Below are 17,935 nucleotides of genomic sequence, written 5' to 3'. Positions count from 1 at the left end.
AAATTTATTAGATAATATAAACGCTATATCATTGGGAAAGCGTCAGTAGGGGAATTAAAATGGGATATGTAATTGCAACCGCAAACATGAAAGGTGGAGTCGGTAAAACCACCATTACCGTGAATATAGCTACTTGTTTAGCCAAAAATCACGGAAAAAAGGTACTTGTCTTAGATTTAGATAGTCAAATTAGTGCCACACTGAGTTTAATGTCACCAGTAGATTTTGCCAAACGTCGCAAACAAAGAAAGACATTTAGATATTTACTAGATCAAATTATTAACCCTGAACCAGAGGCAAAATTTACCATTTCGGACATCATTCAATCTCAAGTTTGTAACCTGACCGGATTAAATTTATTACCGGGAGATATAGACTTATATGATGAATTTGTGGTTTCAGAAATGCTGCATAATCAATCAGTAGCGTTAGGAGAACAGGATTTTGAAACCATCTGGAATCGCTTTGAAAGGGTCTTAATTAGAGATATTTTAGAACCTATCCGGGATGAATATGATTTTATTCTTTTAGATTGCGCTCCCGGTTATAATCTCTTGACTCGGAGTGCTTTAGCTACTAGTGATTTCTACATTCTTCCAGCTAGACCAGAACCCTTATCTGTAGTCGGAATTCAACTTTTAGAAAGACGTATTGCCCAATTAAAAGAAAGTCATGAACACGAAGCTAAAATAGATATTAAAATGTTGGGAATTGTCTTTAGTATGTCTAATGCCAATCTCCTGAATGGCAGATATTATAAACAGGTAATGCACCGAGTAGTTGAAGATTTTGGAGTAGATAAAATCTGTAAAGCCCAAATACCAGTTGATGTTAATGTTGCCAAAGCTGTTGATAGTTTTATGCCAGTTTCCTTACTAAGTCCGAATACAGCCGGTTCTAAGGCATTTATGCAGTTAACTCAGGAATTGTTGCAGAAATTGTAAATTGAGAAATAAGGTATCTGACTTCTTTAAGAAGTCGGGTATCTGGGTATATTTTAAGAAAAAGGAGGTATTGAAGATGGTAAACCAACTCGCATAAATAATTTAGCAAATGCCTGAGAAAAATGTTCTAAATAAGGAGATTTTAACCGGCATCTAGAACCCAATTCTGTAGCGTGTTTTAAAATATATTCATAAGGTAAACTGTAAATTTGACGAAAATCCACAACTAACGCTTCCCTATTATTACCTGGATTTATGGGCGAAGCAAGTAGATGTAATCCCTCAATTCTACCTCTTAACACTTCATTCCATTTACCCTTTTTTGCAAATGCTGGATTGGCAATTTCATATTCAGATATTGAATAAATAGGACATAGTAAAACTTGACTAACTTTTTTATTATCTAAATCACAACTCTGAGTTAAAATAATTAAATCATATTCATTTACTTCTATTTCTATGTCCTGAGTTTCATAGTTTTTTCCAAAAGTTGTCGGATCAAATATTGGTAATGGTACAATACACCCAGGTAGGTAATCTCCTTGCCTGAGCGTCGCTTCATTTATCTGCACCCAAAAAGATTCTATCGTCATTCTTCTTCTAAAGGATATGGCATAGGTTTTCCACGCCCTTTAAATTTGGCACGCATAATTATACGTTCTGAGCGTTTTGGTAAAACAGGATTGTAATTTATTTCACTACTTATTTCAATAGATTCTAGATATTGCTTGATAAATATCAAATTACGCAAAATATCATCAATCTTGCGTCCTTCTGGACTTTGCAACTGTGAAGTTGCTTTTGTGTCTAACACTATTCGTCTTTGTGGGATAAGAGTCCCATTCGGACGTAGGGGGGTAATAGTAGCCATTAGTTAATCAACTCCCTTGTGCGTTCTGTAATACAAGCTTCAAAGGCTTGATTATTTTGTGTGTGCATTTGTTCTAGAAGTTCCCAAATTCCTAGTTCATTATTAGCAATATTCTGTTCCACAAATAAGTCTAAATCTAATAGTATAGAAACAACTTCTTCTGTAGGTGGTGTAACAATTGCTTGGTTAATAACTAGCATTGCTCCTAAATTATCCTGAGGAATTTGTAGCTGCATAAAATAGCCGCTTAGTCCTTGAGGTAAGTCACCAGAAACTTCAGGAAATGTCCTTAAATATTCTTGTAAATCACCAACAGGTAGAGGAATATCTAATCTATTAATATACCTAATTGCTAAACGAGTAATAGCTTGTGGATATGTCAATGATTGATATATACTCCACAATCGCTGGGCTTCATCTCGGAAGTTTTCCCAACAGTCATAGGGCGCTAACCGACTGAAACTAAATCCATCCAATCGCATTTCTATAATATGCTTTTGGTCACTACTTAAGACTCTATAACCAATTTGAGATTGAGTGGCTGTGGACTCTACAGTAGCAGCTACAATCATTTGTCCCTGCAAAATGAACACATCTTCGCACTTTGGGTACTCAGTTTGAATATTTGAGTACATTTGCCACAAAACATCGAGCTTAACTTTTGGCGACAGTTGAGCTTGGATGTTAATCACTGCTTCGGTGATTGGTGCGTGTGAATAGTGTTTTCTAGCTTCCATACTAGAACTATTGTAAACTGCCTTGTCAGTTGAAACAATACAAATTACACTACTTTACAATTTATATGGGTGTTTCCCAAGGCATTTTGTTTAAAAATAATTGCTATAGCCCCAGCATTTACCACCGGATGATCAGGACGCTTGGAATGTCCATCAAGGACAATGGCGTTAATGGCGTTAAATGCGCCTCCTGTCCATAAACAAAGACTTTGGCAATTAACTGGATAGTAAACGGTTGTTGAAAATCTCCAACTTCGTAAATTTGTCCGTTTGTAGTAACAATACAAATCATCAATAAATCAGGATTTAATTTGGTAAGTTTGGGAATATAGTTGGCTACTACACCATCTTTCAGGGATTTATACTGGGAATGCAATTCTTTGAGAGTGTCTAAAAGTGCTGGTGGTAATATTTCTGGATTTTCTAGCTTAAAGATGGGGCTGATTGATTGATACAAAATTGATTGCTGGGGTTATTACGGTAAAAGCTAATATAAGGTAGTTTCTTATACTTAAAATACTTATATATACGCGCTTACCACTCTTTTCATTGTCTCATTAATTATTTATCTCAGGATAAGAATAAATACTTACTGGAGATAAATCACTTTTATTGCTTCAGTAATTATTGTAATAATTAAAACTTATAAAGTTAAATATTTAATAGTATTTACTTATTTAAAATCTAGATAAAAAACTATCATTCTTGAGCGAAACAACCAAAGTATTTTGCAAATAAAATCTTTGTAGAGATTGTTTTTGCGCTAATTTTAGCTTCTAACAATCAAATTATTGAAAGTAAAATTTTATCTAAACGCAAATTGACTTGATCATTTTTCAATACTTAATAATTTACAACTACTGAGGATAAATGTTAGGGAGTAACCGTTGAATTATGTGATCAGCCAACATGAAGTTTCCCTAGGAAAATCTGGAAATTTTCCAAAAAAACGTTACATAGCCAAAATCCTGACTTGAACACGGTTTACAAGCTCAAACTCAACCGTAAATTTAAGCATTTCTTTCAGACTTCCGCTAAAACCCTGATCCCCAAGCCCAAAAATTCATGCTAATGTATTCGAGTTACAAAACGCAAAGTGAAAGCGGAACGGGTTCGAGTTTCCAAAGGGGATCACTATTCATCAAGTGAAAAACCCTAGCTAAATAAAACTTAAGTTCTATAGTCGCTTTAAAATCGGACGCATGAATCAAAGACATTTGTGGACTACAGTTGCCGTATTTCTAGCTGTTTTGGGTCTACCCTCAGTTGGTCGAACTCAAACCATTGCGGGAATTTCCCCAACTAGCCAAGCATCATCTGCGAATGATGCAGTCAAAGTAGGAGAGTACCAATCCCAGACAGAAAGCCCCATTTCCAATCCTGTGATTACCAGAATTCATCCTCACAGTATTCGCGGCTTACAAGCAGCAACTCTTTATATTCGGGATATTCCCGTTCTCACCTTTTTGGGTTCTAACCCAGTTACTAACAGCAAAACAAAAGTTGGAGTAATCGGCAATGGCGAGAATTTAAATTCTTACCCGCGGACTGCTACCAACTCCGCCAAAGTTACCAGTTTTAGCAATACTGGGAATGTAGTCGATTTTAATAAAAAAGTTAGGTCCATTGACAATGATCCAGTTCAAAAAGCTAGTGTTATAGCCGCTAGAATCAATGAACTGATCGAAAAAAATGTAGACGCGAGCAAGATTACCGTCAGTTGGAAAACAGGAGACAACTCCACAATTAACAATAAAGCCCAAAAGCCAGGCTTCATCGTTCAACAACCGTCGGCAGATCGCTACACCATTACTATTGACGGTCAAGAACTGGTAGAAGTCAATAAAGTCACAATATTAGCAGATAGTACCAAAAATCTTGCCCAAGATGCCTTACAAGCAACTAATAGACTGCGGCGACTTATAGGTAACGCATCTCCTATTCAAGCAATTGCCAACTTACCAGTAGATAGATCAGTCTCCAGTGCCAGTTTACCGCAAAAGATTGCCTTTGGAAATATCAATCTCAGTTTTCAAGGGATAGCTTCTTGGTACGGATATGATGGCTCTGGCAATAAAACCGCCAGTGGTGAAAGATATAATCCCGAAGGATTAACTGCGGCTCACCGGAGTTTACCCATGGGGACAAAAATCCGTGTCACTAACACCCGGAATGGTCGCTCTGTCGTCGTGCGAATCAATGACAGAGGTCCCTACATCCGAGGTCGAATTATTGACCTTTCCGCTGGTGCTGCCCGGCTATTAGGCATGATCGGCAGTGGCGTTGCTCAAGTCAGTCTTGAGGTTTTAGGAAAATAACCCGTTTCCTAATTCCTACTCTCTTTTCGCTCTTCACTATTAAATTCCCCTGGTTCGTCCCTCTTATCCCCCAATTATCCTTTGCGCCACGCTGCGCTATCAGATATACACTAACGGGGGAAAGGATTATTGGAACTAGGGGTATTTTGTGCGTGTGCTGACAAAAGTTGTAGCCTTACGCTGCTATTTAAATCGCCGTCGCTGGCCAAGCCATCTTAGGCTACCAGAGGATCTCGGACTTGATGAACAAACCAGTTGGTCTCCCACAGCAGTTGGTTTAGTGCCAACTATGGGGGGTTTACATCAAGGTCATTTAAGTTTAATTGAACGGGCTAAACAGGAAAATTCGACGGTGATTGTCAGTATTTTTGTCAATCCCCTGCAATTTGGACCAAATGAGGACTATCAACGCTATCCCCGCACTCTAGAGCAAGACCGACAATTTTGTGAACAGGCGGGAGTTGATGTGATTTTTGCCCCAACTCCGGAGGAAATTGGTGTCCCTGGGAAGAATATAGCAGCAACTCAGGTGACACAAGTGATCCCGCCATCTGATATGATATCTAGTTTGTGTGGTAATTTTCGGCCGGGTCATTTTCAAGGTGTGGCAACGATTGTTACCAAGCTTTTTAATTTGGTACAACCTGACCGAGCTTACTTTGGACAAAAGGATGGCCAACAACTAGCAATTATTAAACGGTTAGTAGCTGATTTAAATTTGCCAGTAGAAATTGTTGCTTGTCCTACAGTGCGGGAATTGTCCGGCTTGGCTTTAAGTTCTCGTAATCAATATTTGACGGCTACAGAAAAAGAGCAAGCAACGGTGTTATTTAAAGGTTTACGGCAAGCTGAGGCGGCGTTTCGGGCTGGCGTTCGTGACAGTGGTGAACTCATAGCATTAGCGCGGCAAGAAATCGCAAAAGTTAGCAATATCAGCTTGGAATATATTGAATTGGTTGAACCGAATACGTTGATGTTTTTAGAAAAAGTTGAGGATGAAGGAATGTTGGCGATCGCTGCTCGTCTTGGTTCTACACGGTTAATTGACAATACGATTTTGCGCGATGGCAACGACGGACTACGCCAACCAATCATTGCTATTGATGGTCCGGCTGGTGCTGGTAAATCTACCGTCGCTCGCCAAGTGGCACATCAATTAGGTTTAGTCTATTTAGATACGGGCGCTATGTACCGGGCGATTACTTGGCTAGTGCTGGAACAGGGAATTGCCATTGATGATGATTGTGCTGTTACTGAATTAGTTGCTGGGTGTAAAATTGAACTGACTCCCAGTCAAAGCCTGCAATCTCCCGTCAGAGTCCAGATTAATGACATTGATGTCACTCAGAAAATTCGCACAGTTGAAGTCACTTCTCAAGTATCAGCGATCGCTGCTCAAAGCACTGTGCGTCAAGCATTGGTTCAACAACAGCAAAGCTGGGGACAACGTGGCGGTTTAGTGGCCGAAGGTCGGGACATTGGCACTCATGTTTTCCCAGATGCGGAAATTAAAATCTTCTTAACCGCCTCTGTGGGTGAAAGAGCGCGTCGTCGTCAGCAAGACTTTCAAAAGCAGAACCAACCCGCAGTTAGTTTAGAACAACTAGAACGGGACATTGCTGAACGGGACTTGAAAGACAGCAATCGCAAGGTTTCCCCCTTGCAAAAAGCGGCTGATGCGATTGAATTACAAACTGATGGTTTAACAGCTTCTGAAGTAGCAGCACAAATTATTAGCCACTACAATCAACGGCTATCCCATTGGTAATTCGGGAATTTTTGAGTTGAAAATGGTGGTGAGTGCCGACGGACTCACCATTATTAGATTTTAGTGCTTTGAACTACATCCTAAACTATTTGCAGATTGATTCATCTATCTTGAGATGGATATTAGTCTGAGTTGATCATTATATATTTTAGGCTGGGCTTTTTTCTCACGCTTCAGGTGCAGAGGCAACAGAGGGAAGTTAGGAGTTTGGTCTAAATAGATGAAATTTGCTTTATTTATAAACTAATTGCTGGGAATTTTCAGTTTGGTAGTAGAATAACAATGTTAAGTTTTGTATAAAATTCCTGAATACGAAACCTGTAATTTGCCTAGCTCTGGCAATAGCTTTCAACTAGAAAACAGTAAAGAGAGGATTTCACAAAATGGCATTTACCCAACTAGCTTTACCTTTTGCTTCTGATGCTTTAGAATCCTATGGCATGAAAGCGGAAACCTTTGAATATCACTATGGTAAGCATCATAAAGCTTATGTAGATAATTTGAATAAGCTTGTTGATGGTACAGAATTAGCTAATAAGTCTTTGGAAGAAGTAATTCAAATTGCTTTTGGTGACTCTGCTAAGGCTGGAATCTTCAACAATGCGGCTCAAGTTTGGAATCACTCTTTCTTCTGGAATTGCTTGAAACCAGCAGGTGGCGGCGCACCTACGGGCGCATTAGCAGCTAAAATTGAAGAGGATTTTGGTAGCTTTGAGAAATTCAAAGAGGAATTTTCTACTGCTGCTGCAACTCAATTCGGTAGTGGTTGGGCTTGGTTGGTTGATGATGGTGGTACACTCAAAGTTATCAAAACCCCTAACGCAGAAAACCCCCTTGCACATGGTAAAAAAGCATTGCTTACCATTGATGTTTGGGAACACGCATATTACATTGACTTCAAAAATGCTCGTCCTGGATTCATCAAGAATTTCTTAGATAATTTGGTGAACTGGGATTTTGTTGCTGCAAATTTTGCAAAAGCTTGATGCTTAGATTTTAATGGGGAAAGAGGTAATTGATAATTGTTAATTACCCCTTCCCTCACACTAATCCTCTTGTTAAGATTGCTTTACACATTTGGGTTTTCCCCAGTCTACCTACTTGTTTGACACTCTCAGCGGCTTTAGCCGCTGAGTTTCCCACTTACCGCGAGGTTTTATGACGTGATTGATATTCATACATAACTCCGCACAATGCAGCAACAAAAACCCAAGAGAGAGTATTCAACCGAATATCAAATGTGGTGACATCAACGGTATTAAATAATATCCACCCTATAAAGGTGATGAGATAACTAAAGAAGATTAGGCGATTTTCTGGTTCTATAGATGCAGAGATCCCCGACTTCTTTAAGAAGTCGGGGATCTTATTCTTATTGTTAAATAAAATTTGACTAGCTGCAATTAATATCCAAGCCAGCAAACCACAAAATAGCAAAGTAGTAATTAACCCAGTTTCCGCAGACAGCATTAAAAATAGGTTATGGGGATGGTTGACATCAATTTGCATTTGGGTTTTATAAAGTCCACTAAAACTGCGTAAACCTGAACCAGTTAAAGGATGTTGCTGAGTTAAATTCCAGGCAAATTCCCATTGAGTTTTCCGCATTAATTCCAGCGGTCTATCAGGAAACATATCATCATTTAACCGCGCCCAAATGCCGTAGGGAACAAAAAGGCGGAAAAATTGGGCAATAGGTGAAGGTGCAAAAGCTGCTAAGAAAAAACAACTTGTAATACTGACAACAGCAGCAACAATTAATCGCCAACCTTGATATAAAGCATAAACTAAACAGGCAAAAATAGTTATTCCCCAACCATTGCGAGAATTGGTTAATATCAAGGCGATAAAATTAGCAAATACCGTAATTGTTAAGAAGATAATCAGGCGATTTTTTTGCTTGAGTTTGTGATAGTTTTCTAGCAATAAACCTAAACCCAAAATAAAGATAGTTACTAAGTATGCGGCTAAGGTATTTGGGTGCATGAAGTTAGAAGCCATGCGTCCTGATAATGATTTTTCTGGTGCAACTATCCAATCAAAGACAATCCATAAAACCTGAAATCGGAAATTCCAACCGAGAAATAATTGCCCAAAACCGATGATTAAAACAGGTACAGAACCAAACACCATGATCCAAGAAATTTGTCGTAATTGGTTGGGTGTTTGCATCAGGGAAGTTAGTCCTGTAAAAAAGAAAAAGAAGGGGATGAAGTTGAATAAACCTAAAAAAGCATCTAATTTATGATAGGCAAATCCGGTAGTAATGAGTAGTAAGATACTCAAAAGAGCAAATCCCTTGTGAATTGGCCGATTGCTAATAAGCCGCGATTGTTTTCGCCAAGTTAACAATGATGCCACGACGATAGAAATACCGCCCAAAAATGGACTCAGGGGGCAAGATAATAGTCCAAATTGCAACCAATTCCAAGGGGTTTGTAAGTGGGAATTTGGATGATAAAAACTTTTGTTTAAGCTATTTCCCAACATTCTGTACGGGTAAGACGAATTTGCGCGAGGGTGAAGACACAAGGAATAATTCTGCCATAGTTTGTGGCGATCGCTCTCCAACCTAAATCAGCAAAAAACCAAGCCCACATGACTGGACCAACCAAAGCAAATGCACTGCGAACCGCACCATAACGGGCTGCACTCATAGTCATACCTCGACGGGACATTTGTAAAGCTACATAGTTTTGAAACTGTTTGGTTGCTAATCCTGTACCTGTAATTGTGGCTTCTTTCGCTACTTGATAAGTAGCTAAATGAATAGCAAATTGACGGGCGATTTGTTGGAGAACAAAAGGTTGGATTACAGACGTTACAGCCAAGGCACTACCACCTTTAAATATTAATCCTAAAGGATCACGTTGCAATGATAATGGTAATGGTTGTTTAAGTTTTGATTGTGCTAATTGATGTTGAACATTAATAGTTAGTTGTTGTTTTTCCTGTTTTGGTAGTTTTTTCCAAACCTTTCCTAAGAGATGCAAAAATACTTCTGCTTCTAAATCAATTGTTGTTAGATCTTGATAATAGTGAATTTTCAAATATTTGCATACTTGAATTAGGGCTTGTCTGTAAGTTACTTGATCAGTACGTCCCCGTAATACTGTCATCCCGTCAGCAGCTAAAAAACGAAAGCGATTTTCTATTGTATCTAACCAAGTTTGACGATCTTGGCTTTGTACTGCAATGGGTTCGGGTGTGTGAACATAATCTAAGGGGTTAAACTTGCGACTAAACAGAATTGCTGTTAAGTCCTGTAGTTCCTCTTCTGTAGCTAGTTCCAATACCGCTCTGAGTTCTTCCAATTTCCCTTCCTCTCTTCGGTGCAGCTTATCTGTCCCCTATTCTACTATCTTGTAAATCAGATTTTCCATATTCATGACTGCTCAAATGTCTTTTTTGTCTATATAAACCTCATTTTATGCTTAATTTATATTTTTCTTCCAGTAATTAACAATTGTGACAGTTGAGGTCGGAATGTGAGCTAAAGTTGTTTATTTTTTTCAGTAAAAAACCCGCTATAGTATTCCTATAGCGGGTAAAATTAACAATTACAGTTATGGTTAATTTTCAGATACAAATATTATGCCAGCCATTCCAGAACAGCTTCATCTTTAGTATTAGTATGACGAGAAGGTGTTTCCCGCTCAAATTTCATGTGAATAGAACGGGTTTGTTCACCATCAGCCGCAACAGCTAAAATTGGATAGTCAATTAAACCATCTTGGAAGGACATTTGGAAGCGGAATGTACCATCGGAATTGAGTTTAATTGGACGACCACCAATGGTAACATTTGCATCAGGTTCAGTTGCACCGTAAACAATCAATTCAGCGTCAGCAACTAACCAGAATTTGCGAGGACGTGCAGGAACAGCAGAAGCGGAGAAACCGGACATTCCCACACCGGACATGGTTAAACCAGATACGGTAGGAACAGCCCACATACCCACACCAGATGGGAAAACGTAGGAACTGAGAGTTTGTTCGGGAGCAGCAGAACCGGGAACGTGCTGCATAGAACCGAAGATAGAACCTGCTACCCGTTGAGCTTCAGCGGATTCTGCTAGACCAAAGATTTGTTCGTAAATGGGATTTCCACCACCCGCAGTCGCAGCAGCAGCAGTTGCTAATTTCTTAGATGGGGGAACTAGTTCGTAGAAGGTCTTAGCACGCAGGTCTTCTTCAAAGTCTACAGTGATGAACACATCTTCAATCCAATCGGAAGGATAGACGGGGGGAATATGTACTCTCGCAGAACGTGCTAATACTAACCAACCACCATCAGCGGTGCGATAACCAACATCTATCACATAATCGCGATCGCTCACAGGAATTGGCAAATACCATTCTCTGGCTAGTTCATCCGCAGGATATTCTTGGATACTGTGGGGACTTTGATAATCTAGATCAAGATCAGTGACATCATAAATCCGCAAAGCTAGGGTTTGTCCACCTTGACGACGCAATTCTTCTTTATGGTCGTTAGGAATATCCCAGTAAGTGTAAGCCCATTGAGGATCACGGGGTAATAAAACTATCCGGCTGTCACCATAACCAGCAGGTAAATCCGCCAGTGCTTCATCAACGTCAGCCAGAGAACCACCAGTCCGATCTTCTTGACCTAGCTCGAATTTTGCTGCTTCCACGGTTTCTTGTGCCTCCAGATTAGGGGATGAACTGAGCGAGAACTTACTATGCTGAACTTCTTCAATTGATGCTAATAACTGCGATTTCCGCATTCTGCTATAGCGAGATATACAATATTCACTGGCAACTTTGCGTAATTGCCGTAGGGTCATCTCTTCTAGCGGTGGCCGTTCTTTTGCCATTAATTTGGACTCCAGTAGTTTACAAGGTAAATTATTTTTTCCGGGTTAAAAAAATTTTGATGAAATATCATCTACCCAGATTTTTTTATTCCTGACTCCTGGTTTGTCTCCAGTTTTAAATTTGTTTACTGTTTGTTTTTTTATTGAGAACCAACTCATCTAAATTCCTAGTTATGCCGTTGTTTTGCATTTCTTTGGGATTGCCAAGAGTTGTTAAGTAAATATTAACCAGTAAAACTATCTAGGGATCAAGGGGTCTAAAGATAGGTTTTACTATATTTCACGTAGTTATCAGCCCTGCGGGGATCAGTTTGTCATGGAATCTTAATATAGTGATCTCAGACAGAAGATTACTGTCAAGGTTTGATGACATTGAGGGCAGGGAACACGGAAAAGAGTAGATTTAACAACTAACAACTGACAACGAACAATTGTACGGACGAAGCATTTGGAGAACTATTTTTGGCAATGACCGATAATTTATCTTCCAAATGCTTCGCCCCTACTAACAACTGACCAATTACAAAAAATTCTGAATTACTGACATTCGCTGAATCAGCCATTTACCTTCTTTGCGAACCAAATCATAGCGAACGCGCAAGTTTTCATTAGAAGACTTTTTCTGCTGACTATTCTGATAGAACTGGGTAACTTCTTGTACCTTAGCGTCTACAGATACATAATCTTTATCTGTACCTTTTTTAGAAACAGCTACTATTTCTACATTATGTTTATATTGGCGATAGCGTTTCTCTTCTTGTTCTTGCTGGGCTACTGACTGCCATTGTGATAAAACTGCACCTGTTAAAATTTCCTTTAAACCATCAATGTCATGTTTTTGCCCTAAAGCTGAGGTTTTGGCAGATAACCAAGTTTCAATTACTTCCTTTGCTGTCTCCTTGGTCAGTTCTTCGGTGCTTGATTCAGGTTTGGTGTTAGGGTTAGGAATGGTTATTGGTGGTTGATTTAGTTGTATTGCTAACTGTTCTCCCTGTAATGATGCACTGGGAAAGAAGATATTTTTGACTAAGCCAAAAGTTGTTGATACTAATAACGAAAAAATTAATACTCCTCCCAATGAAAACAAAACTAGCCAAACTAAGCGCGTTTTTGGATCTAGGTTACTGAGAAAATTAGTTTGAGACTGGATAAACCGCTGAGGAAGGGTATTAGTAGTGGGTTTTCGTCTTCTGCGTTTGGGGGACTGGTGGTTTGTTACTGCGGTCGGAGTACCATTGGTTTGATGTGGTCTTAGGTTCGGGGTTGCTGCTGTTGAAGGTATTTGTGATGTTTGATTTCCCGCATTTGCATTTGTTGGTGGATGATTCCATCTCGGTATGGAAACTTGGGTAGATTCAGGTTGAGGTCGAGGGTGGGTTTCTGGTAATTCAGGATTGACGGGTTGATGGTGTTGTGATGTTTTTGTGGTGTGATTATTATGGTGATTGGAATGATGAATATCTGGTTGGGGAAAGGATTGATGATTAATTACTGACCATTCATTGGTAATTTGGGCATCGGTGGGTAAAGATTCTAGATAAGCTTGTACTTGTCTATCGGCAAAGTAATCTTTTAAAGAGGCTTGCTGTTTTGCTAAATCCCGAAAATGGGGAAATACTTCTTGCTGTAACCATTGTTCACTATATAAACACAGTCCTGGTAATAGGTCTGGTGAGTCTTGGGATTTTTCCCGAATAAAAGCTAAGGCTTCATATTCTTGACTTAGTTCTAAAACACGGGTGGCTTCTTCGGTTTGTCCCATTAGCAAAGCACAAAGCGATTGTTCTAAATGCACGTCTTGGCGTTTGCCTAATTGCATTAACATTTGCTTGGCTTGGCGAATTAATGCTGGTTGGCGTTGGGCAAAACCTCTGGCGATTAGGGAGTATACTGCTAAATATGTGGCCACGGCTGAGGGGCGTTTACTTTCTAATTCAAAGAGTTTATGCTGTTCTGCGACTGTTAAATAATGGCGAATTTGTTGGATAAATCGTAAAAAGTCATCTATATTTAATCCTGATTGATCGTTGCCTGTACCATCAATACCGCCACGATCTTCTAAGATACTTTGTAATAATTCTAATCCTTGCCGACGTTTGGGAATTTGTGTTTGTGGTAGTGCTAATAGTTCCAAGATGCGGTAGGGACGCAGTTTGTAAAGATCAGCGGTCATTTCAGCGCGGACGCTGGGAAATAAGCCTTCTCGTGCTAATAATTCTTCACCTATTTCTAAGGATACGGCGGCATTTTCATAGTGACCTTGTTGCCATTCTTCCCGTCCTAGTTCTAGGCAAGCTAGGGAGACGGTGAGGATAATATCTGGTAAGTCAGGGTTTTCGGGAATTTCTATTTGGGTAGCACGATGACCTGTTTTCAGACTAACTGAACTAGGTTTATTAACTAGGTACGGGCGACCAAGTTTTAATACTAATTCATATTCTCCTAGTTCTTGGAGGATTAACAAAGAGCCAACTAATCGCTCTGGGGTGATTTCGATGCTGAGACTTTGAGCATCTTGATCTTTGGAGTTATTATCTGTTAGGGTTTGTTGTGGAATTTGATCAGCAGTTTTGTTAGGAGTATAAACGTGAGCTAGATAAAGCTGATCGTAGGCTTTGCGCTCGTCGGTATCTAATAAAACCATATAAGCTTCTTCAATCAGCTTCTTGCGAGAAGATATAGATGTAGTCGAATATTCCCGTCGGGGCAATTGGACAATGCGATCGCTGTATGCCTGTCGCAATTGTTCCTCATTAGCCGCCAACGGTAATCCTAGAATTCGGTAATAATCAAGCGGAATTCGCACAGCTTACGTCCCCTGCACTGTGTTCTCGTAGCATCTCGTAAAAATTAACATAATTTACCCAGAGCGTTCCAGGCTTCTAAAACCGTCCCATAATCATAGCTTGATTAATACCGTGTTGACCTAGTACAATAAGTGTAGATAGTAACAGATATATTAGTCATTTACGTTAATTTTTTTATAGCCCTTATTACCTATTTAAGTAGGTGAAGTAAAATCGCCCAAAACTCTCTTCCTGTTCCCAGTTAAGAGTTCCCTGTTCCCTTGCCCCAACGACAATTTTTAACGCCAACCTACTTATTGCCTGATTTTTAAACAATCCATTCAGATGCGCGTTCACCTAAGTCAAGGGGAATGCTAACTGCTTTACCAAGACGGGGACGCTCTTTGGTTTCTAGAATGAAAGTTTGTACTTGTTGTATTCCCCCTAAGGCATTGAGATAATTAGCAATGCTGTCAAGATGATCTTGGTAATCTGTTTCGCTTAAAGGGAAAGAGGCTTGTCCAAAATATTTCCACATGATTTGCAGGAATATTTTGCCCTGGGTGCGGCGAAACTGGACATCATAAGGTTGTCCCCATTTATCAATCAACAGTTGGCGTAATTCCTTTCCAGTCATAGCAATTTTGGTCCGTTGTCCGTTGTCCGTTGTCCGTTCTCCGTTGTTAGTAGGGGCGAAGCATTTGGAAGATAAATTATCGATCATTGCCAAAAATAGTTCTCCAAATGCTTCGCCCGTACAGTTGTCAGTTGTCCGTTGTCAGTTGTTAAGAAGTTTCCTTCTGTTCCCTATTCCCTGAGCTTATCTAGATTTTACATTTAGTTATGATATTAAGTTCCGTGACTCCAGTATGATAAGGATATAAAGAAATGTAATGCTAACAGATAAAGATGCTCACTATGTCTTGCAACTGAGAATTAGGGTATCGCTGTGAGCGTTATGATTTCGATTCAGATAAGAGTGGCTCTTGTGCTGGTACTCTTGTCAAAATGATTAATAAATTACACAAACAGCGCGGAGATTATGGCTCAATTTTCAGAAATCACAGATGTTCCCGATATGGGTCGTCGTCAGTTTATGAACCTGCTCACTTTTGGGACTGTTACCGGGGTGGCGTTGGGTGCATTGTACCCTGTTGTTAGCTACTTTATTCCTCCTGCTAGCGGTGGTGCTGGTGGCGGTACAGTAGCCAAGAATGAATTGGGTAATGATGTTAGTGTTAGTCAATTTCTAGACAGCCATAATGTGGGCGGTCGCAGTTTGGTACAAGGACTCAAGGGAGATCCTACCTATATTGTAGTGGAAAGTAAAGAAGCGATCGCTGACTACGGGATTAATGCTATTTGTACCCACTTAGGTTGTGTTGTCCCTTGGAATGTGGCTGAAAATAAGTTTAAATGCCCTTGTCATGGTTCACAATATGACGCTACTGGTAAAGTAATTCGCGGTCCTGCACCAAAATCCTTGCCTCTAGCCCATGCCAAAGTGGCAGACGACAAAATTCTGTTAACACCTTGGACAGAAACCGATTTCCGCACTGGGGATGCCGCTTGGTGGGCTTAAATAGTGCAAAAGTTATTAGTCTCAAGTCAACAATCTAGGGCTTTTAATCAACTCTTGACTACTGACTACTGACCAATGACAACTGACAACTGACAACTGACAACTGACCACTGACAAATGACTTTATAGAGATGAGAAATGCCCTTACACCTGCGAGGTTAACTCGCACTGCTAAAGCAATGGTTAATACATTGCTTATAGCGATCGCTACTGTGACTTTTTTCTTCACTAGCGATATAGCCGTCCCACAAACTGCTGCTGCCTATCCTTTCTGGGCGCAAGAAACCGCTCCTGCAACCCCCCGCGAAGCAACGGGTCGAATTGTTTGCGCTAACTGTCACCTAGCAGCTAAACCCACAGAAGTGGAAATTCCTCAATCTGTGCTTCCTGACACTGTATTTAAAGCCGTTGTCAAGATTCCCTACGATGCCACTGTGCAACAAGTGGGTGCTGATGGTTCTAAGGTGGGCTTAAATGTTGGTGCTGTATTAATGTTGCCTCAAGGCTTCAAGATTGCCCCAGAAGATCGCATTTCTGAAGAACTCAAGGCAGAAGTGGGTGATATGACATTCACTCCTTACAACGACAGTACAGATAATGTTGTCATTGTTGGTCCATTACCTGGTGAAGAATATCAAGAAATTGTCTTCCCTATTCTTTCTCCTAACCCCGCTACAGACAAAAATATCCACTTTGGCAAATACTCTGTTCATGTAGGCGGTAATCGTGGACGTGGACAAGTTTACCCCACAGGTGAAAAGAGCAATAATAACGCATTCAACGCTTCTGCTGCCGGTACAATTAGCAAAATTGCTAAAACAGAAGATGAGGACGGTAACGTTAAGAATCTAATTAGTATCACAACTGCAACTGGTGATGTTGTTACAGATACAGTTCCTGCTGGTCCTGAACTAATTGTCACTGAAGGACAAGTAGTTGCAATTAGTGATGCTTTGACTAACAACCCCAATGTTGGTGGTTTTGGTCAAAAAGATGCAGAAATTGTTTTGCAAGATTCTTCTAGAGTTGCATGGTTGGTTGCTTTTATCTGTTTGGTGATGTTGGCACAAGTAATGCTAGTTCTCAAGAAGAAACAAGTAGAAAAAGTTCAAGCTGCGGAAATGAATTTCTAAATCATAACTATGATTTGTGTGATTGATTTGATTGATTTGATTGATTACAACAATCAGGGTTGAGGATACTGACAAATTCTTTGCTAAATCATCAGCTATTTGACAGGCTTTTTGCCTGTCTTTTTTTATAATTGATAATTAGTAATTGGGAGTAAACAAATGATAGAACCTAGCAAATCTTTTTATGTTGATCATCTATTGGTAGAGGTTTATGCTTCTGAAATGGAAATGTCAGAAAGTGTGGCTAAAATCACACATCAATATTTACAAAATCTGCTTGATAAACAGGATACAGTTGCGATTTTATTAGCTACGGGAAATTCCCAAATTCGATTTTTGGAGGCTTTAATTGCTTTAGAGGGAATAGATTGGTCACGGATAATTTTATTTCATTTAGATGAATATTTGGGAATTACATCCGATCATCCTGCTAGTTTTCGTCGTTATTTGCGGGAACGGGTCGAAGAAAAGGTGTGTCCCCAACAATTTTATTATATAGCAGGGGATACATTACAACCAATAGCTGAGTGCGATCGCTATACTCGACTCTTAGAAAATCAACCTATTGACCTATGTTTTTTAGGTATTGGGGAAAATGGACATTTAGCATTTAATGATCCAGCGGTGGCAGATTTTCAAGATCCTGCTAAAGTTAAACTTGTCAAACTGGATGATGTTAACCGTCAACAACAAGTAAATACAGCATATTTTGCCAATTTAGCAGATGTTCCTCAATACGCATTTACTGTAACTATTCCCATGATTTGTCACGCTAAAAAAATAATTTGTTTAGCACCAGCAACCAGAAAAGCCCAAGTAGTTAAAACTCTGTTAACAGGAAATATCACTACTAATTGTCCAGCTTCTATTTTACGTCAACAACCCCAAGCTACTTTATTTTTAGATGTTAATTCTGCTAGTTTACTATAACTAGATCCCCGACTTCTTTAAGAAGT

17 protein-coding genes and 1 pseudogene are annotated in these 17,935 nt (G+C 39.6%); 8 read left to right on the top strand and 10 right to left on the bottom strand.

The genetic code is table 11. From position 1 onward, the window contains the following. Window positions 1-59 precede the first annotated feature (59 nt). Window positions 60-944 (top strand): ParA family protein, encoded by an 885-nt coding sequence (locus tag AN490_RS01555; RefSeq protein WP_299999312.1) that lies wholly within the window; start codon window positions 60-62, stop codon window positions 942-944. 53 nt (window positions 945-997) lie between these two features. Here AN490_RS01555 and AN490_RS01550 read toward each other — a convergent pair whose 3' ends face one another. The 4 genes and pseudogenes from AN490_RS01550 to AN490_RS01535 form a co-directional block, all read right to left on the bottom strand. Further along, the gene (locus tag AN490_RS01550) at window positions 998-1,537 is read right to left on the bottom strand and encodes a hypothetical protein (RefSeq protein ID WP_015078563.1); all 540 of its coding nucleotides are present in this window, start codon (window positions 1,535-1,537) and stop codon (window positions 998-1,000) included. After that, a complete protein-coding gene (locus AN490_RS01545) occupies window positions 1,534-1,815 on the bottom strand; it encodes a hypothetical protein (RefSeq protein WP_015078564.1) in 282 nt (93 codons plus the stop codon). The genes AN490_RS01550 and AN490_RS01545 overlap by 4 nt, the downstream gene beginning before the upstream one ends. Next, the gene (locus AN490_RS01540) at window positions 1,815-2,552 is read right to left on the bottom strand and encodes a TIGR04255 family protein (RefSeq protein WP_299999309.1); all 738 of its coding nucleotides are present in this window, start codon (window positions 2,550-2,552) and stop codon (window positions 1,815-1,817) included. Before AN490_RS01540 ends, AN490_RS01545 begins: the two co-directional genes overlap by 1 nt. A 101-nt stretch (window positions 2,553-2,653) precedes the next feature. Beyond that, window positions 2,654-2,988 (bottom strand): annotated as a pseudogene (locus AN490_RS01535) (glutaminase); the annotation flags it as partial. 766 nt (window positions 2,989-3,754) lie between these two features. On the opposite strand from AN490_RS01535, the gene AN490_RS01530 reads away from it, so the two are divergent. From AN490_RS01530 to AN490_RS01520, 3 genes are all read left to right on the top strand, one after another. After that, a complete protein-coding gene (locus tag AN490_RS01530) occupies window positions 3,755-4,870 on the top strand; it encodes a septal ring lytic transglycosylase RlpA family protein (protein WP_299999307.1) in 1,116 nt (371 codons plus the stop codon). Window positions 4,871-5,018: 148 nt separating this feature from the next. Next, window positions 5,019-6,638, top strand: a complete 1,620-nt coding sequence (locus AN490_RS01525) for a bifunctional pantoate--beta-alanine ligase/(d)CMP kinase (RefSeq protein WP_271837327.1) — start codon at window positions 5,019-5,021, stop codon at window positions 6,636-6,638. Window positions 6,639-7,021: 383 nt separating this feature from the next. Beyond that, window positions 7,022-7,624, top strand: coding sequence for a superoxide dismutase (locus AN490_RS01520; RefSeq protein ID WP_299999304.1), 603 nt, complete (start codon window positions 7,022-7,024; stop codon window positions 7,622-7,624). Between the two features lie 157 nt (window positions 7,625-7,781). Here the strand turns inward: AN490_RS01520 and AN490_RS01515 are convergent, their stop codons facing one another. From AN490_RS01515 to AN490_RS01490, 6 genes are all read right to left on the bottom strand, one after another. Continuing rightward, window positions 7,782-9,128 (bottom strand): O-antigen ligase family protein, encoded by a 1,347-nt coding sequence (locus tag AN490_RS01515; protein WP_299999302.1) that lies wholly within the window; start codon window positions 9,126-9,128, stop codon window positions 7,782-7,784. Next, complete coding sequence (locus AN490_RS01510) at window positions 9,110-9,952, bottom strand: YaaW family protein (protein WP_015078571.1); 843 nt, start codon at window positions 9,950-9,952, stop codon at window positions 9,110-9,112. Before AN490_RS01510 ends, AN490_RS01515 begins: the two co-directional genes overlap by 19 nt. Window positions 9,953-10,230: 278 nt before the next feature. After that, entirely contained in the window at window positions 10,231-11,478 is a 1,248-nt protein-coding gene (locus AN490_RS01505; RefSeq protein ID WP_299999299.1) for a DUF4912 domain-containing protein, read from the bottom strand. Window positions 11,479-11,888: 410 nt separating this feature from the next. Then, window positions 11,889-12,041: a hypothetical protein gene (locus tag AN490_RS01500; RefSeq protein WP_299999297.1), complete on the bottom strand. Its 153-nt coding sequence runs from the start codon at window positions 12,039-12,041 to the stop codon at window positions 11,889-11,891. Then, entirely contained in the window at window positions 11,999-14,284 is a 2,286-nt protein-coding gene (locus AN490_RS01495) for an IMS domain-containing protein (protein WP_299999295.1), read from the bottom strand. The genes AN490_RS01500 and AN490_RS01495 overlap by 43 nt, the downstream gene beginning before the upstream one ends. A 308-nt stretch (window positions 14,285-14,592) precedes the next feature. Beyond that, window positions 14,593-14,901, bottom strand: a complete 309-nt coding sequence (locus AN490_RS01490) for a DUF3067 family protein (RefSeq protein WP_015078574.1) — start codon at window positions 14,899-14,901, stop codon at window positions 14,593-14,595. A gap of 7 nt (window positions 14,902-14,908) precedes the next feature. On the opposite strand from AN490_RS01490, the gene AN490_RS01485 reads away from it, so the two are divergent. From AN490_RS01485 to AN490_RS01470, 4 genes are all read left to right on the top strand, one after another. Further along, window positions 14,909-15,082: a hypothetical protein gene (locus AN490_RS01485; RefSeq protein ID WP_299999292.1), complete on the top strand. Its 174-nt coding sequence runs from the start codon at window positions 14,909-14,911 to the stop codon at window positions 15,080-15,082. 224 nt (window positions 15,083-15,306) lie between these two features. Next, entirely contained in the window at window positions 15,307-15,846 is a 540-nt protein-coding gene (gene petC / locus AN490_RS01480) for a cytochrome b6-f complex iron-sulfur subunit (RefSeq protein ID WP_213800604.1), read from the top strand. 131 nt (window positions 15,847-15,977) lie between these two features. Beyond that, window positions 15,978-16,979 (top strand): cytochrome f, encoded by a 1,002-nt coding sequence (gene petA, locus AN490_RS01475; RefSeq protein WP_299999288.1) that lies wholly within the window; start codon window positions 15,978-15,980, stop codon window positions 16,977-16,979. A gap of 159 nt (window positions 16,980-17,138) precedes the next feature. Next, the gene (locus tag AN490_RS01470) at window positions 17,139-17,909 is read left to right on the top strand and encodes a glucosamine-6-phosphate deaminase (RefSeq protein ID WP_299999287.1); all 771 of its coding nucleotides are present in this window, start codon (window positions 17,139-17,141) and stop codon (window positions 17,907-17,909) included. The last annotated feature ends 26 nt before the right edge of the window (window positions 17,910-17,935 follow it).

The sequence above is a fragment of the Anabaena sp. AL09 genome (assembly GCF_001672255.1).
Taxonomy (GTDB): Bacteria; Cyanobacteriota; Cyanobacteriia; order Cyanobacteriales; family Nostocaceae; genus Dolichospermum; species Dolichospermum lemmermannii.
This window is presented reverse-complemented; position numbering and strand designations above follow the sequence as displayed.

Excerpts from the sequence above, each read along its gene's own strand:
- AN490_RS01530 (WP_299999307.1), top strand. The coding sequence starts at position 3,755 with ATGAATCAAAGACATTTGTGGACTACAGTTGCCGTATTTCTAGCTGTT.
- AN490_RS01470 (WP_299999287.1), top strand. The coding sequence starts at position 17,139 with ATGATAGAACCTAGCAAATCTTTTTATGTTGATCATCTATTGGTAGAG.
- petA (WP_299999288.1), top strand. The coding sequence starts at position 15,978 with ATGAGAAATGCCCTTACACCTGCGAGGTTAACTCGCACTGCTAAAGCA.
- AN490_RS01550 (WP_015078563.1), bottom strand. The coding sequence starts at position 1,537 with ATGACGATAGAATCTTTTTGGGTGCAGATAAATGAAGCGACGCTCAGG.
- AN490_RS01520 (WP_299999304.1), top strand. The coding sequence starts at position 7,022 with ATGGCATTTACCCAACTAGCTTTACCTTTTGCTTCTGATGCTTTAGAA.
- petC (WP_213800604.1), top strand. The coding sequence starts at position 15,307 with ATGGCTCAATTTTCAGAAATCACAGATGTTCCCGATATGGGTCGTCGT.
- AN490_RS01545 (WP_015078564.1), bottom strand. The coding sequence starts at position 1,815 with ATGGCTACTATTACCCCCCTACGTCCGAATGGGACTCTTATCCCACAA.
- AN490_RS01500 (WP_299999297.1), bottom strand. The coding sequence starts at position 12,041 with ATGGCTGATTCAGCGAATGTCAGTAATTCAGAATTTTTTGTAATTGGT.
- AN490_RS01505 (WP_299999299.1), bottom strand. The coding sequence starts at position 11,478 with ATGGCAAAAGAACGGCCACCGCTAGAAGAGATGACCCTACGGCAATTA.
- AN490_RS01515 (WP_299999302.1), bottom strand. The coding sequence starts at position 9,128 with ATGTTGGGAAATAGCTTAAACAAAAGTTTTTATCATCCAAATTCCCAC.
- AN490_RS01540 (WP_299999309.1), bottom strand. The coding sequence starts at position 2,552 with ATGGAAGCTAGAAAACACTATTCACACGCACCAATCACCGAAGCAGTG.
- AN490_RS01490 (WP_015078574.1), bottom strand. The coding sequence starts at position 14,901 with ATGACTGGAAAGGAATTACGCCAACTGTTGATTGATAAATGGGGACAA.
- AN490_RS01555 (WP_299999312.1), top strand. The coding sequence starts at position 60 with ATGGGATATGTAATTGCAACCGCAAACATGAAAGGTGGAGTCGGTAAA.